13 protein-coding genes are annotated in these 13,098 nt (G+C 58.6%); 4 read left to right on the forward strand and 9 right to left on the reverse strand.

Annotated elements, in window-relative coordinates:
* Positions 1-133: 133 nt before the first annotated feature.
* From EOI86_RS19860 to apbC, 7 genes are all read right to left on the reverse strand, one after another.
* Entirely contained in the window at positions 134-940 is an 807-nt protein-coding gene (locus EOI86_RS19860; RefSeq protein WP_161973911.1) for a GGDEF domain-containing protein, read from the reverse strand.
* A 193-nt stretch (positions 941-1,133) separates the two neighbouring features.
* Positions 1,134-1,796 (reverse strand): glutathione S-transferase family protein, encoded by a 663-nt coding sequence (locus tag EOI86_RS19865; protein WP_127767405.1) that lies wholly within the window; start codon positions 1,794-1,796, stop codon positions 1,134-1,136.
* A gap of 36 nt (positions 1,797-1,832) precedes the next feature.
* Positions 1,833-2,675, reverse strand: a complete 843-nt coding sequence (locus EOI86_RS19870; protein WP_127767406.1) for a sugar phosphate isomerase/epimerase family protein — start codon at positions 2,673-2,675, stop codon at positions 1,833-1,835.
* Entirely contained in the window at positions 2,675-3,682 is a 1,008-nt protein-coding gene (locus EOI86_RS19875; protein WP_127767407.1) for a fatty acid desaturase, read from the reverse strand. Before EOI86_RS19875 ends, EOI86_RS19870 begins: the two co-directional genes overlap by 1 nt.
* A gap of 88 nt (positions 3,683-3,770) precedes the next feature.
* Positions 3,771-4,592, reverse strand: coding sequence for an HpcH/HpaI aldolase family protein (locus tag EOI86_RS19880; RefSeq protein WP_127767408.1), 822 nt, complete (start codon positions 4,590-4,592; stop codon positions 3,771-3,773).
* A 120-nt stretch (positions 4,593-4,712) separates the two neighbouring features.
* Entirely contained in the window at positions 4,713-5,579 is an 867-nt protein-coding gene (locus EOI86_RS19885) for a CAP domain-containing protein (RefSeq protein WP_127767409.1), read from the reverse strand.
* A gap of 76 nt (positions 5,580-5,655) precedes the next feature.
* Positions 5,656-6,786 (reverse strand): iron-sulfur cluster carrier protein ApbC, encoded by a 1,131-nt coding sequence (gene apbC, locus EOI86_RS19890; RefSeq protein WP_127767410.1) that lies wholly within the window; start codon positions 6,784-6,786, stop codon positions 5,656-5,658.
* 269 nt (positions 6,787-7,055) lie between these two features.
* On the opposite strand from apbC, the gene hflK reads away from it, so the two are divergent.
* The 4 genes from hflK (at position 7,056) to EOI86_RS19910 (ending at position 11,170) form a co-directional block, all read left to right on the forward strand.
* Complete coding sequence (gene hflK / locus EOI86_RS19895; RefSeq protein WP_127767411.1) at positions 7,056-8,249, forward strand: FtsH protease activity modulator HflK; 1,194 nt, start codon at positions 7,056-7,058, stop codon at positions 8,247-8,249.
* A 14-nt stretch (positions 8,250-8,263) separates the two neighbouring features.
* Complete coding sequence (gene hflC, locus EOI86_RS19900; protein WP_127767412.1) at positions 8,264-9,151, forward strand: protease modulator HflC; 888 nt, start codon at positions 8,264-8,266, stop codon at positions 9,149-9,151.
* Positions 9,152-9,169: 18 nt separating this feature from the next.
* Complete coding sequence (locus tag EOI86_RS19905) at positions 9,170-9,367, forward strand: DUF2065 family protein (RefSeq protein ID WP_127767413.1); 198 nt, start codon at positions 9,170-9,172, stop codon at positions 9,365-9,367.
* Positions 9,368-9,736: 369 nt separating this feature from the next.
* Positions 9,737-11,170, forward strand: coding sequence for a DegQ family serine endoprotease (locus EOI86_RS19910; RefSeq protein ID WP_127767414.1), 1,434 nt, complete (start codon positions 9,737-9,739; stop codon positions 11,168-11,170).
* Positions 11,171-11,258: 88 nt separating this feature from the next.
* Here the strand turns inward: EOI86_RS19910 and pcaD are convergent, their stop codons facing one another.
* Positions 11,259-12,059: a 3-oxoadipate enol-lactonase gene (pcaD, locus tag EOI86_RS19915; RefSeq protein ID WP_161973917.1), complete on the reverse strand. Its 801-nt coding sequence runs from the start codon at positions 12,057-12,059 to the stop codon at positions 11,259-11,261.
* 88 nt (positions 12,060-12,147) lie between these two features.
* On the reverse strand, positions 12,148-13,083 hold the full coding sequence (gene serB, locus EOI86_RS19920; protein ID WP_240035743.1) for a phosphoserine phosphatase SerB: 936 nt from the start codon (positions 13,081-13,083) through the stop codon (positions 12,148-12,150).
* Positions 13,084-13,098 lie beyond the last annotated feature (15 nt).

Below are 13,098 nucleotides of genomic sequence, written 5' to 3' on the forward strand. Positions count from 1 at the left end.
AGAAAACCAGGAAACTAGCGCATTTTCCCGCCTTCGACACGCGCGCAATCTGCCTCATTCCAGAAATCAGCTCAGATAGACCGCCGAGCACGCCAATACTGATGCCGGCAGCCCATTGGGGGCCTCGATCGGCCTAGTTCGATTCCTGTTTGTTAGGCGGCCGGGCTTCCACGGCGCCGGGACCGTTCTTCCGTGCGATTTCCAGATACCATTCCGCATCGGCCACAAGCGCAGCAAAGTCCTGCTTCTGATCGTCGTATTCGACCGCGCTGACGCAGATATTCACATCTATCATCTGCCCCGCATGCTGCAATCCGCTATTGCCGAGACGATCGCAGATCCGGTGCGCCGCCGGCATGGCTTGGTCCAGGTTGGTTTCCGGTAGGACGGCGATAAAGCGGCCATCTTGTATCCGCGCCAATGTATCGACCACGCGAAGGGAGTGGCGCGCAATCTCACTAACGAACTTGATCACCGCATCGCGGTTCTCTCGGCGTTCCTGGGCCAACAAATCCAGAATATCGAAACGCAGGATAGAAAAAGGCCGTTTGTAACGGCGTGCCATCTCAACCGCTTCGGTGCCGCGAAGCTCCGCATGCGACCAATTGCTGCTGCTCGTCAGCGGGTCCATGTGACTGAGGCGCGTCAGGTCGTCTTCGACCTTCCGTGTTTCCGTCACATCGCGCACGACAGTCAGCCTTCCGCCGCCATCCATCTCGTATTGGGCGACGATGATGACTTGCCCACTGGGCAATGCTTTTTCCAACCCGTTGCTGGTCACATGCTCGTGCGAGAGAATGTTCCGAGCCTCGAAACGCAACGAGTCGAAAACAATCGTTCCATCGGCCGCTTCGATCCGAACACCGTCGGATGCAATCTGCAAGGCACGTTCCAAAGCATGGACGCGCGTCGCCAAATTTTCCTGTTCACGGTCAGTCACTGGGGTAGTTCCACTTTCCGCTTTCTGGAGTCTTTGTGCAGAAACTAACATTTTTGTCACGATTCATCACATCCGAAAAGCTGCTAATCCAAATGCTCATGACAACAATTTCTATCGAAGCTTGCCCGTATTCGCTGTGACCAACGGCACGATTCACTAGAATTTGGTTAAAATGCCAGACGATGAATTCCGTCTACAGCAGCGTGTGCGGCGGCAGGTCCGATATGAAATCAGATGGCTCGGTATCCAAAACCGAAGAGCGTTCCCGCAAATGATTCCAAAGCCCCCGCAAGCGGGGATAAGGCATGGCCGCATCGGCGGCGGCTTCAACGCGCAGGCCGTAGTCCAATATCGGTGCGAGGTAGAGATCCGATAGGGTCACACCATCGGATCCAACCTCGGGCAGGAGCGTCTCAATGACGGAAAATGCCGTATCGGTCATTTTGAGGGATGCACCCACTACACCCGGGTCCGTCTCTCCCCCCTCGACAGGCTTGCGCAGGATCTCCACGAACAATCCCCAGACCAAAGCCTTATAGAGATAACTGTCGCAGATCCCGATAATCTGGTTTTGCCGCGCCCGGCCCAGGGCGTCCGACGGCTGCAGCGGCGGGCCGTCGAAGGCTTCGTCGACATATCGGATTATGGCCTGGGTTTCGATAATCCGTGCCTTGCCGTGCATGAAAACCGGCATCTTGCCAAAAGGGTGCAGATCGCGGTTCGGATCGGGTGGATCCTCGGCAAAGGGGTTCAGCGGGACTAGGCTATACCCGACCCCTTTTTCCGCCAGTGTGAGGCGCGCAATCCGCACATAGACACTGAAATACATGCCGTGCAGTTCAACCGGCTCAGCCAACGGCTTCTCCCCACGGATCGCGGCCCACGATTTTCGTCAGGCCTTTCCCAACGTGTCCCAAATGCCCTCGACCCGCTCCTTGATTGTCAGGGCCTCTTCCCACCGGTCGGACAGCTCATAACCGTCCGGACCCGTGATCGCGTATTCGGGTGGCCCCAATTCACAGAGGAAATTCACCACCGCATCCTCGGCCGCCCTGTCCCGCCAGGAACGCAGACCATCGGTCCACCAAGACGCAAACTGATCGAACCACTTCTGGTGCTGTGGAAATGAAATCTGGACCTGAACCTGCTCCCGATTTGCCACGCGGCCCTGGAACGCTTCCGAACGCTGCAGTATCCGCTGTATCAGCGCATCGTCTTCGTCTGAGATCGGGTACCAGAACTCCCTGTCCACCAAATAGTGGGAAAGATCGGCGCAGAGCTCCATTTCGGGGATCGCATCGATCAGTTGCAGCGTTGCAAACAGGTCGTTGGTGACGCAGTTGCGATGGGTTTCGAACAGGATCGGAACCCCTTCCTCACCGGCCATGTCGATCCATGCCCGGATGACCGGCATCATGTCTTCGACCTTGATCGGCATGACTTGGCCGATGATGTTCACATAACGGGTGTCGAACTGTTTCGACATCTGCAGGACGGGACGCAGATCTTCGATCGTTTTCGGAAACGCGTTGATCAAACAACCAAGACCGTGGCGTTCGAAATAGGGCCGCGTCGCCAGGGCCTCGTCATTGTTCATAACGCCGAGATCGATCGCCATGCCGGCATAACCGGCATCGGCCACCATCTGAAAATTCTCTGCTACCGGCCGTTCAAATCCGTCCGGCCGACGCAGTTCCATCGCCCAAAGCGACTGGAAAACCTCCAACTGTTGCATCAGGCGTGCTGCGTGTCGGCAGGGAGTTCATCGGGCAGCCCGTCGGCAATCCAGACCTGGTCCATCGGGTAATCCATTTCCGTCCGGCCGTTCATGAGCCGGCGTATCGCCTGCGCCTGAAACCCGAAATAGGTCATCGAATAGGGTTCACGCCCCCATTTCTCGACGATGTCCTTGTGCAGTTCCGGCAAAAGATGGAAGGGCACGGACGGGAAGGTGTGGTGTGCTGTGTGATACTGCATGTTCCAAGCCATCCAGCGCATGAAGGCGTTCGTGCGCAAGGTGCGGGTATTTTCCAGCGTATTCGGGTTATGGCTGAGGCCGAGATGCTCGCTTGAATTCTGCAACTGATGGACGCATTTCGTCAGCATCATCGGGGCCAGCCAGAAGATGACCGCCGCCCAGCTTTCGAAGACCACCGACGCAACCGCGATCGCACAGTACAGAAGGAAATGAACCCGTCCTTCGAAAATGACCGTCGCGTGTTCCTTTTCCCTGATATACGGCTCGACGACGGTACCCCGCGTGAAACGCAGAATCCGCGCAATCCGTGTCTGCCAATAAACGATGCCCGACATCCAAAGAAGATAGCTGCCCAGGGTGAAGGGGCCGCGCGCCAACTCTCCGTCCATCTCCCAGTCCTGGGTATGACGGTGATGGGCAAAGTGCTGAATTTGGTCGAAATCACGCGGATACAGCTCGATGAAACCGACGATACGACCAAACCATTCGTTCAACCATCTGGTCTGGAAAACAGTGTTGTGGCTCAACTCATGCTGCGCGGCATAGAGGAAGTTCAATAAAACCCCATGCAGGATGAAGACCGGGATCGCCCAATAGGTGCCCCATGTCTGCCATAGCAGTACGCCGGTTGCGCATATTGCACCCAGATGGGTCGCCATCTGCACCCCACCTTTGACATCCGACTTGGCGCTGAGCGCCTTCAGCCGTTGTGGATCGATCAGCCCGCGCTTCCCGACAAAATCGTCGACAGTCCGTTTCACCATGTATCAGCCTCCTAAATCCGTGTGTCTTGACGACAACTCCCCCCCGAGGCGGTTCTTGTTCTTGGTTTCATACAGCATTTACCACGCGCTATTCGTTCAGCGCGGTCAGATTTTCTCGCGCTTTCGTAACCATGGCCACGAAATCTGTATAGACGGTCACGAATTGGAAACCTTTGCCGATCCAATCCTTCGCCATCTCGACCGACCCGCAGTGAATCCCGGCCACGACACCGCAATCGCGGGCGCGGCGGACAATTTCCTCGATCGCACCGACCACTTCCGCATTCGTCGGCACGCCGGCCGGAAGATGCCCAAGGCTCAACGCCAAGTCGCTCGGACCGACATAGATCCCGTCGATGCCGTCTGTCTTGCAGATCGTTTCCAGATTGCTCATCGCTTCACGGGTTTCGATCATCGCCATGTTGATGATGGTTTCGTTGGCCTTCGCCGCATAGTCCGCGCCGCCATAGAGCAGGCCGCGTTGTGGGCCGTAACTGCGCTCGCCCTGCGGGGGAAATTTGCTGTTCTTCACCAGCATCGCGGCATCTTCGGGCGTGTTTACCATCGGGCAGATAATACCGTAACAGCCGTCATCCAGAACGCGCATGATCTTGGCCGGGTCGTTCCAGGCGACGCGGGCCATCGGGGTGCAATCGAACCGCCCAATGGTCTGGAACAGCTGCCGCGCCGAGAGTTCATCGGCAAACCCGTGTTGCAGATCGACGGTGCAGGAATCCCAACCCACACTGGCCATGCCTTCGGCCGCCATTGTCGATTCCAATGCCAGCCAACCGTTCTTGACCACACCCCCGGAAGCCCAAATTTCCCTTACCTTGTTCGGCCGCACAGCCCATCCCCTTAAAACGAATGATTGTTCTTTGTTGGGGTCAGCGCCCCGCGGCGGCAGCATCGCCCGGAAGGGACCCCGCTTCAAGGATTATGCGCGGCGGAAAGGGCCGGAATATGCGGGTCAACGGTGCTGTTCCATAATACCCATGATCGCGGGCCTGAATACGGTGGCCGGGGCACATCAACTGTTGCCGCGCCGTCCCATGCTCATGGCCCAGTAATGGGTGTAGACCGCCTTGCCCCGGTCCAGCGACAGAAACCGATAGCCGATACCGACATCGCGGATATCGCGGTTCAGCATGGCTTCGCGATGGCCTGTCTTTGAGTTGATCCATCCCTCCACCGCTGCCGCCGGACTGCCCATGCCGGCCGCCAAATTCTCCAGGACCAACCCGCGATAGCCAACGGCGGCGGCCCGGTCGCCCGGCCCCGTCCCGTTCGGCGTCTTGTGGGCGAAATAGTCACGGTAAGCCATGTCGTCGGCATGTCGTTGCGCCGCTTCGTTCAAGACCGGAACCAAGCGCAGCGGCTGCAACCCATGCCGGGCGCGAAAGGCATTCACTTCCCGCAGCACGTCGTGGCGCCAGTTTCTGGCGGCGGGCTTGGGCGGATTGCCAAGGACCAGAACCCAATATTCCAACGGCCCGAATCTCGGGTCGTCAACCTTCTCGACACCGACACCGGCTTTCCCGAAACGGTTTGTTGCGATGGTCGGTTGGGTCCGCCCGTCGCTGAACCAACCCGCCGCGACATCGACGATGGGGGCTTTGGTTCCGGCGGAAGAAACCACCCCGATATCGGCACACGGGATTCCGGCATCCTCGATAAGGCGGCAGTAGTCGACATCCCGCCCAGGCTTAGCGGTGTATCGCGCGATCAACGCGGCGGCCTTGGCCAACCGCTTGTCGAAAAGCAGCGGGGACAGAACGCGCTTCTCACGGGCCTCGTTGACCGCCTTCAACAGTTCGCCCTCCCGGTTCTCCGCCGCCAGAGCCGGCACCGAGAGAACCGCGAGGAGAATAGGGAGAAAAGCGAGAATTCTAGCCATGGCGCCATTCTAAGTGAAAATACTCGCGGAACGAATATTTTAACGTCCCGTCCACGGGCCTCGCTCTTCCCGGTTACTATTCAATGACGATCTTTGGGGCTGCCCGGGAAGCATCGAGCGTTTGCCCGGAGAGTTTTTCCCAGACGGCCGTCGCGATCTTGTTGTAGACCGCGGCATGCACACCGTCGGGTTCCGCTTCGACAATCGGGTTCCCGCTATCGGCATGGGTCCGGATTTCGATATCCAACGGTATCTCGCCCAGGAAATCGACGCCCAGCTTGTCGGCTTCCGTCCGTGCGCCGCCATGGCCGAAGATATGCGCCTCGTGACCGCAATTCGGACAGATATAGAGGCTCATATTCTCGATAATGCCGAGCACCGGCACATCGACCTTGCGGAACATGTTCAGGCCCTTGCGCGCATCGATCAACGCGATGTCCTGCGGGGTAGAGACAATCACCGCGCCGGCCAGCGGCACGTTTTGCGCCATGGTCAACTGCGCGTCACCGGTGCCCGGCGGCATGTCGACGACAAGCACGTCCAACTCGCCCCAATTTACGTCGGAAAGCATCTGCTGCAGCGCGCCCATCACCATGGGACCACGCCAGACGACCGGCTGGTCTTCCGCGACCAGGAAGCCGATGGACATCGCCTTGATGCCGAAATTCTCCATCGGCTCCAGAATCTTGCCATCGGCGCTTTCCGGCCGACCGGAAATACCAAGCATGCGGGGCTGGCTGGGGCCGAACACGTCGGCATCCAACATGCCAATCTTCAAACCCAATTGTTTCAGGGCCAGGGCCAAGTTGACCGCGGTCGTCGATTTCCCGACACCGCCTTTGCCACTGGCCACGGCGATAATGTGCGTGATCCCGGCCGGTCCCGATTTCCGTCCCGGGCGCGGCGGCGCCCCTGCACCCGGCGCATTGCTTGGCGGGGCGCCCGATTGCCCGGACTTGCTTTCCGCTGTGAGGATGGCCGTCACCGACAAGACATCCGGCACGGCATTTACCGCGGTTTCGGCAGCAATGCGCACCTTTTCCATTTCTTCGGCACGGGCCGGGTCGATTTCAATCGAGAACTGAACATTCCGGTCCTTGACGGCCACGCCCGATATCATCCCGAGCGCGATCAAGCTTTCCCCGTCACCTGGCACAATCACCGTCGCCAGTGCTTCCCGTACCTGCTGTTCCGTCACATCCGCCATGCTTTTATCCTCCCACGCGTGCTTCACGCTACTCAACTTGGCCCCAATCCGGTCGAAAGCCAGCTTAAACCAAGATTTTTGCCGACTTTCCCGGTGCGCGCCCTTTGCTATTCAGGATGACTGCACATATATGTTGCCCGCACAGCACGCAAAGAATTTGCGGGCCGTCATGATGCTTTTGCCCGAAAGCGGAGATTAAATCTGCTTCGTGGCGAATGGGTCTGTCGGCTTAGACAATCGATAAAGAACGACAAGGGAAGCAAGACGGTATGCCTTGGCAGAACAATTCCGGTGGTGGTGGACCTTGGGGCGGCGGCGGTGGTGGCCGCGGTTCCGGCGGTGGTGGCGGACAAAGCCCTTGGGGACGGCCATCCGGTAGTGGTGGCGGCGGCGGAGGCGGCAATCGGCCCCCGCCCGATGTCGAGGAAATGGTCCGCAAAGGCCAGGAACGGCTGAAAAGCATGCTTCCCGGTGGCATGGGTACAAAAGGCATCTTCCTTCTCGGCGCCGTTGTTGTTGCCGGTTGGCTGTTGACCGGTTTCTACCAGGTGGAACCCAACGAACAGGGCGTTGAACTTGTTTTCGGGAAGCTTTCCGAAACGAGGGGCCCGGGCCTGAACTACAATTATCCCGCCCCGATCGGTACGGTGCTGAAACCGCGCGTTACCGACGTCAATCAGGAACAAATCGGCTTCCGCGCCAGCGGTTCCGGCACACGGGCCAGCAGTGTCCGTGACGTCCCCGCCGAAAGTCTGATGCTGACGGGCGACGAAAACATAATCGACATCCAAGCGGCCGTATTCTGGCAGATCGGCGATGCGGGTGCCTTCTTGTTCAATATCGCCAGCCCGCAGGAAACGGTCCGAAATGCAGCGGAAGCCGCCATCCGGGAAGTGATCGGGAAGACCGGGTTCGAATTCGCCCGTACGTCAGGCCGTGGCAGCGTTGCCGCGCAGGTGCAGGAGCTGATCCAGTCGATCTTGGATGAATACAAGTCGGGTATCATCGTATCGAACGTCCAGCTGCAGAAAGTTGACCCGCCCGGTTCGGTCATCAACGCGTTCCGTGACGTTCAAGCGGCGCGCGCCGATGCGGAAAAGGTGATCAACGAAGCGAATGCCTACAGCAAGGAAATAACCCAACGCGCTGAAGGCCAGTCGCAGCAGATCAAACAGGCCGCGGAAGCCTACAAGGAAGAACGTACGGCCGCCGCGACCGGTGACGCACAACGCTTCCTGTCGATCTACAACGAGTACGTCAACGCCAAGGACATCACGAAACGGCGGATCTACTTGCAAACCATGGAGGAGATCCTGCGCAACATGGACAAGGTTCTGATCGAGAGCCAAGACGACGGCGCAGGCGTCCTTCCGTATCTTCCCCTCGACAAGCTGACCGGTGATCGGGAACGGCGCGTGGTTCCGCGCAATCCTAATACAGCCGACGGCTTAGACACTCAGTAAGGGAGGATAAAACAATGAAGAATGTAGGACTGGTTGTAATCCTCGTCATTATCGCGGCCGTTTTCCTGGTCGGCTCCGCGGCGTTTTTTACCGTGAGCGAGACAGAACAGGTTCTGGTGCGGCGTTTCGGTGAACCGACCCGCGTCATTAAGGAACCCGGCCTCAACGTCAAAGTGCCTTTCGTCGAAACAGCGACCTATTTCGACAAACGCCTTTTGAATTTCGACGGCGATTCTCAGGAAATTCCGACGGAAGACCAGAAGCAGCTGATCGTGGATGCCTTCGCCCGCTACCGCATTACCGATCCGCTGAAGTTTTTCCAAACGGTTGGTACGGTCGCAGGCATGGAAGCGCGGCTTCCCAACATCATCAACTCCGCCCTGCGGCAAACGCTGGGTGAAGTGCCGATGTCCCGCATCCTGACCGAGGAACGCGCCAACCTGATGCGGAAGAGCACCGAGGTTGCTACGCAGAACTCGCAGGAATTCGGGATCGAAATCGCCGATGTCCGCATGAAACGCGTGGACCTGCCTGAAGAGAACAGTCAGGCCGTCTTCCGCCGCATGCAGACGAAGCGTGAAGAGGAAGCGCGCGAAATCCGTGCCGGTGGCGATCGTGAATCCCGTACCATTCGGGCAAAAGCCGATCGCGATCAGCGCGTTATCATCGCCGAGGCCCGCAAGACCGCGGAAATCCTGCGCGGTGAAGGCGATGCCCAGGCCCAGGCCATCTACAACGACGCCTATACCAAGGACCGCGAGTTCTTCGATTTCTGGCGTTCCATGCAAGCCATGGAGCGTGGCTTAGGGTCGGAGTCGACAACCTATGTCGGTCCGCCACGTGGCGATTTCTTCCGCTATTTCAGCAATGAGAGCGGCACGCGCGAACTTAGCCAGGACTAATCCTGGAACCGGGGCGGTATGGAGGACTTTTATACGGCATTGCTGACAGCCGTCGGCTTGGTCCTTGTCCTCGAAGGCCTGCTCTACGCCGCCGCCCCGGATTCCATGCGGCAAGCCATGCAAAAACTTCTGGAGTCGGACCCTGCGCTTCTGCGCAGGGCCGGCGCCATTGCCATCGGCATCGGCGTTTTCCTGGTCTGGTTGGCACGAGGCTGATCAATTTCCGCACCAGGATTCGATTTCCGGTGTGACGCCATGGCCGCCCCACCCCTTGGGGAAATCAAACCAACCATTTCTTTTAAGCCATATTTTTGCCACAGTTAGGGCAACATTATGGAATCTCTCAATCCGGCATTGTGTTCCTCGCGTAGAACCCCACATCGGATCATGAACCTTATTCCAAGGAGTTTTTCGTGGACCGGCGTGTCAGTTCCCCTTCTAGGACAGGTCTGTCCACCGGGTCGTGATTTCAACAGATCGCGGAAAACCGGTAGGTTGTCCGCTCGATCTCTCATAAGGAGGACAACCGTGTACTCGGCCAAAGTGAAACAAATTCTAGTTCCGGCAAGGAGAAAGGCCGTCTCGATGGCGGTCGGCATGTTCGCCGTCACCTTTGTGGCGGTGGGATTGGCGTTTACCAGCGCGGGCACAGCCGCCGCGCGCGGGGCACCTGATAGCTTTGCTGACCTTGCAGAGCAATTGCTGCCGTCCGTCGTGAACATCCGCACGACGTCAACAGTACAGGCGGGCGTCCATTCCGGTCCGGAGTTCAATCTGCCCCCTGGGCTTGAGGACTTCTTCGAGCGCTTCCGGGAAGGACAGCCCGAACAACGCCGCAAGGCGACGTCGCTCGGCTCTGGCTTCATCGTTGACGAATCCGGCTACATCATAACAAACAACCACGTGGTTAAGGACGCCGAGGAAATTTTCGTCGTCCTGCATGACGATTCGGAATTGGAAGCGGAAGTCGTCGGCATCGACGACAAAACCGATATCGCTGTTCTGAAGGTTGATCCGAAGACGCCCCTTCCGGCGGTCTCCTTCGGGGATTCGGACGCGGAACGCGTCGGCGACTGGGTGATCGCCATCGGGAACCCGCTTGGGTTCGGCGGTACAGTGACCGCGGGGATCGTCTCGGCGCGTGGTCGGGATATCAATTCCGGTCCCTATGACAACTACATCCAGACCGATGCCCCCATCAATAAAGGCAATTCCGGCGGACCGCTGTTCAACATGGAAGGCGAAGTGATCGGCATCAATACGGCGATCTTCTCCCCCAACGGCGGCTCCATCGGGATCGGCTTTGCCATTCCGTCCAACTTGGCCAGCAAGGTCGTCTCCCAGCTTCGCGAATACGGTACGACCCGCCGCGGTTGGCTTGGCGTCACCATCCAGCAGGTCACCGACGAAATCGCTGAGACCATGGGTCTGCCGGAAGCCTCCGGCGCGCTGGTCTCGACCGTCCATGACGACAGCCCTGCCGCAGCTGCCGGCATCCAGTCGGGCGACGTGATCGCCACCTTTAACGGCCAGAAAGTTCCGAACTCCCGCCGGCTGCCGCGGATGGTCGCAGACGCATCGGTTGGCGATACCGTTCCGGTCGAAGTTTGGCGCGGAGGCAAGAAAGTGGACCTCGACGTCAAACTGGGTCAGTTGGAGAAAGTTGATCTGGCGTCGCTGCGCGGTGCGCCCCAGCAGGACCAGGAGAGCCCGCGAGCCTTGGACTCTCTCGGCCTAGCCCTTGCACCAATCGGCAATGCGGTCCGCCAGGAATTCGGCCTGAGTGCTGATATCGAAGGCGTCGTCATCACCAAGGTCGACCCGTCCAGCGATGCGGCGGAAAAACAGCTCCGCCCGGGAAACATCATCGTTGAGGTCAACCAGGAGAAGGTTACTTCCCCGGACGATGTCGCGAAACAGATCGAAGCTGCCAAAGCGGAAGGCAAGAAATCAGTTCTGATGCTGATCAATCAAGGCGGTTCGCTCCGTTTTGAGGCGGTCAGGTTCAAAGAAGGCTGATCCGGCCAACCACCGATACCAGCTCTAAAACAGAAAAGCCCCGGCCTAGGCCGGGGCTTTTTCTTTAGGTGTCCGGATACACCCAGCATTATGCAGATTGCTCATCCAACCAGCGTCGCAGGATATCGTTGAACTGATCAGGGGCCTGGACGTTGCAGAGATGTGCGGCACCCTTCACCGTCTCCAAACGCGATCCCGGCAGATTCTCGTGGATGACGTCCGACATCGCTGGCGGCAAGGCGGGATCGACTTCGCCTGGTATGATAATGGTCGGCGTCTTGATGCTGCCCAACTGGCTTGTGTAGTCGAGACGCGAGATCGCCTCGCAGCAGCGGGAATAACCGATAATAGAGGTATTCACGATCATCGACCTCACCTCGGCGACCCGGCTCGGATTGGCGGAAATCCAGTCCTCGGTGAACCAACGCTGCACTGTTGTGTCACCCATCGCCTCCATTCCGTTTTCCTTTACGGTCGCGACACGGTCGATCCAAGTCTGGTGCATTTCCTTCGGGATCGCGCTTGTGGTCGCGCAGAGGGCCAAGGATTTGAAAACACCCGGATGATAGAGTCCGAGCGCCTGACCGGTCATCCCGCCGATGGACAGACCGCAGAAATGCGCGCCCTTGAACCCCAGTGCCTCGGCAAGCGCAACGACATCGTCGGCAAGGGTCTTGATTTCGATCGGCTCGTCTTTGGCTTCGCTTTGCCCATGCCCCCGCCGGTCGTAGCGCAGGATTCGGTATTTGTCGGCCAGCGCCGCAATCTGTTCGTTCCACATGTTCAGATCTGTGGCGAGCGAGTTGCAGAAGACCAAGGGTATCCCCTCATCCGGCCCGTCGATCTTGTAATGCAGCCGCACCCCGTTTGCCGTTACATCGCCTTCCATCTCTGAATCCCCCTGGGTCATTGTTTCTTGGCCAAGTTAGAATTGACCGGTGGGGAGAGTAGACAGAAGGCGGCGGGCGGGGAAGGGGTCAGGCCCCGATAAACTCGTCCCGACTGTATCCCTGGTAGAAAAGCAGTGTGGAAAGATCGGTGTGGTCGATCCTGAAGGACGCTTCGGCCCGCACGATGGGTTTCCCATAATAGGCCACGCCCAGCCCGGTCGCCCGCAGCATGTCCAAATCATTAGCCCCGTCACCGACCGTGCAGGCGTCTTCCAGCTCGACGCCCTGCTTCACGCATAGTTCACGAACCGTGGTCAGTTTCGTATCCCGGGCCACAATCGGTTCAGCCACCTTACCGGTCAGTCGGCCGTCGTTGATCTCTAAAACATTGGCGCGGTGTTCGTGGAACCCGAGCTCGGCATAAACCGTCTCAGTCGTGAAGGTGAAGCCGCCCGATACAAGGGCGCAATAGGATCCATAAGCCCGCATGGTTGCAATCGCGACCTTGCCACCGGGCGTATAGGTCACCCGGTCCATCACGGTCTGCATCGCCTGTTCCGCCGGATATCCCTCCAGCATCGCCACGCGCTCCCGCAGCGCCGCCGCAAAGTCCAACTCGCCATTCATCGACCGTCTGGTGATTTCCGCGATCGCTTCGCCCAACCCCAGTTCCGCCGCGAGCGTATCCAAGGTCTCAATCTCGATCATGGTGGAATCCATGTCCGCGACGAGGACAGCTTTTCGGCGCTTTCCCAGGAAAGTAATCGCCCAATCCAGCCCTTCAAAGTTCAGGACGGACCGAAAACGTCCGGGGTCCACCGCATCGAAGCGGATTTCCGCGGCTTTCCCCGCTTGAAGCCAATTGGGAATAGCCGGCGTGGCGCCGAGGTTTTCCAACGCGGTTTGCGCCTCGGAGAGATCGGATTCCGTCAGCGGCCTGGATGGCGGGGCAACAAGGATCAGAAAAGCGGTCATAGCGGTCCTGTAGCGACGCTCCCCGTTTCCTGCAAGCGCGAAGCTCATTTTCCAATACATCTT

Source organism: Hwanghaeella grinnelliae, assembly GCF_004005845.1.
Taxonomy (GTDB): domain Bacteria; phylum Pseudomonadota; class Alphaproteobacteria; order UBA8366; family Aestuariispiraceae; genus Hwanghaeella; species Hwanghaeella grinnelliae.

Bases quoted from the DNA above. Each gene is read 5' to 3' on its own strand.
- pcaD (WP_161973917.1), bottom strand. From the start codon at position 12,059: ATGGAAGGCGATGTAACGGCAAACGGGGTGCGGCTGCATTACAAGATC.
- EOI86_RS19885 (WP_127767409.1), bottom strand. From the start codon at position 5,579: ATGGCTAGAATTCTCGCTTTTCTCCCTATTCTCCTCGCGGTTCTCTCG.
- serB (WP_240035743.1), bottom strand. From the start codon at position 13,083: ATGAGCTTCGCGCTTGCAGGAAACGGGGAGCGTCGCTACAGGACCGCT.
- hflC (WP_127767412.1), top strand. From the start codon at position 8,264: ATGAAGAATGTAGGACTGGTTGTAATCCTCGTCATTATCGCGGCCGTT.
- EOI86_RS19875 (WP_127767407.1), bottom strand. From the start codon at position 3,682: ATGGTGAAACGGACTGTCGACGATTTTGTCGGGAAGCGCGGGCTGATC.
- apbC (WP_127767410.1), bottom strand. From the start codon at position 6,786: ATGGCGGATGTGACGGAACAGCAGGTACGGGAAGCACTGGCGACGGTG.
- EOI86_RS19905 (WP_127767413.1), top strand. From the start codon at position 9,170: ATGGAGGACTTTTATACGGCATTGCTGACAGCCGTCGGCTTGGTCCTT.
- EOI86_RS19880 (WP_127767408.1), bottom strand. From the start codon at position 4,592: ATGCTGCCGCCGCGGGGCGCTGACCCCAACAAAGAACAATCATTCGTT.
- hflK (WP_127767411.1), top strand. From the start codon at position 7,056: ATGCCTTGGCAGAACAATTCCGGTGGTGGTGGACCTTGGGGCGGCGGC.
- EOI86_RS19910 (WP_127767414.1), top strand. From the start codon at position 9,737: ATGGCGGTCGGCATGTTCGCCGTCACCTTTGTGGCGGTGGGATTGGCG.
- EOI86_RS19870 (WP_127767406.1), bottom strand. From the start codon at position 2,675: ATGCAACAGTTGGAGGTTTTCCAGTCGCTTTGGGCGATGGAACTGCGT.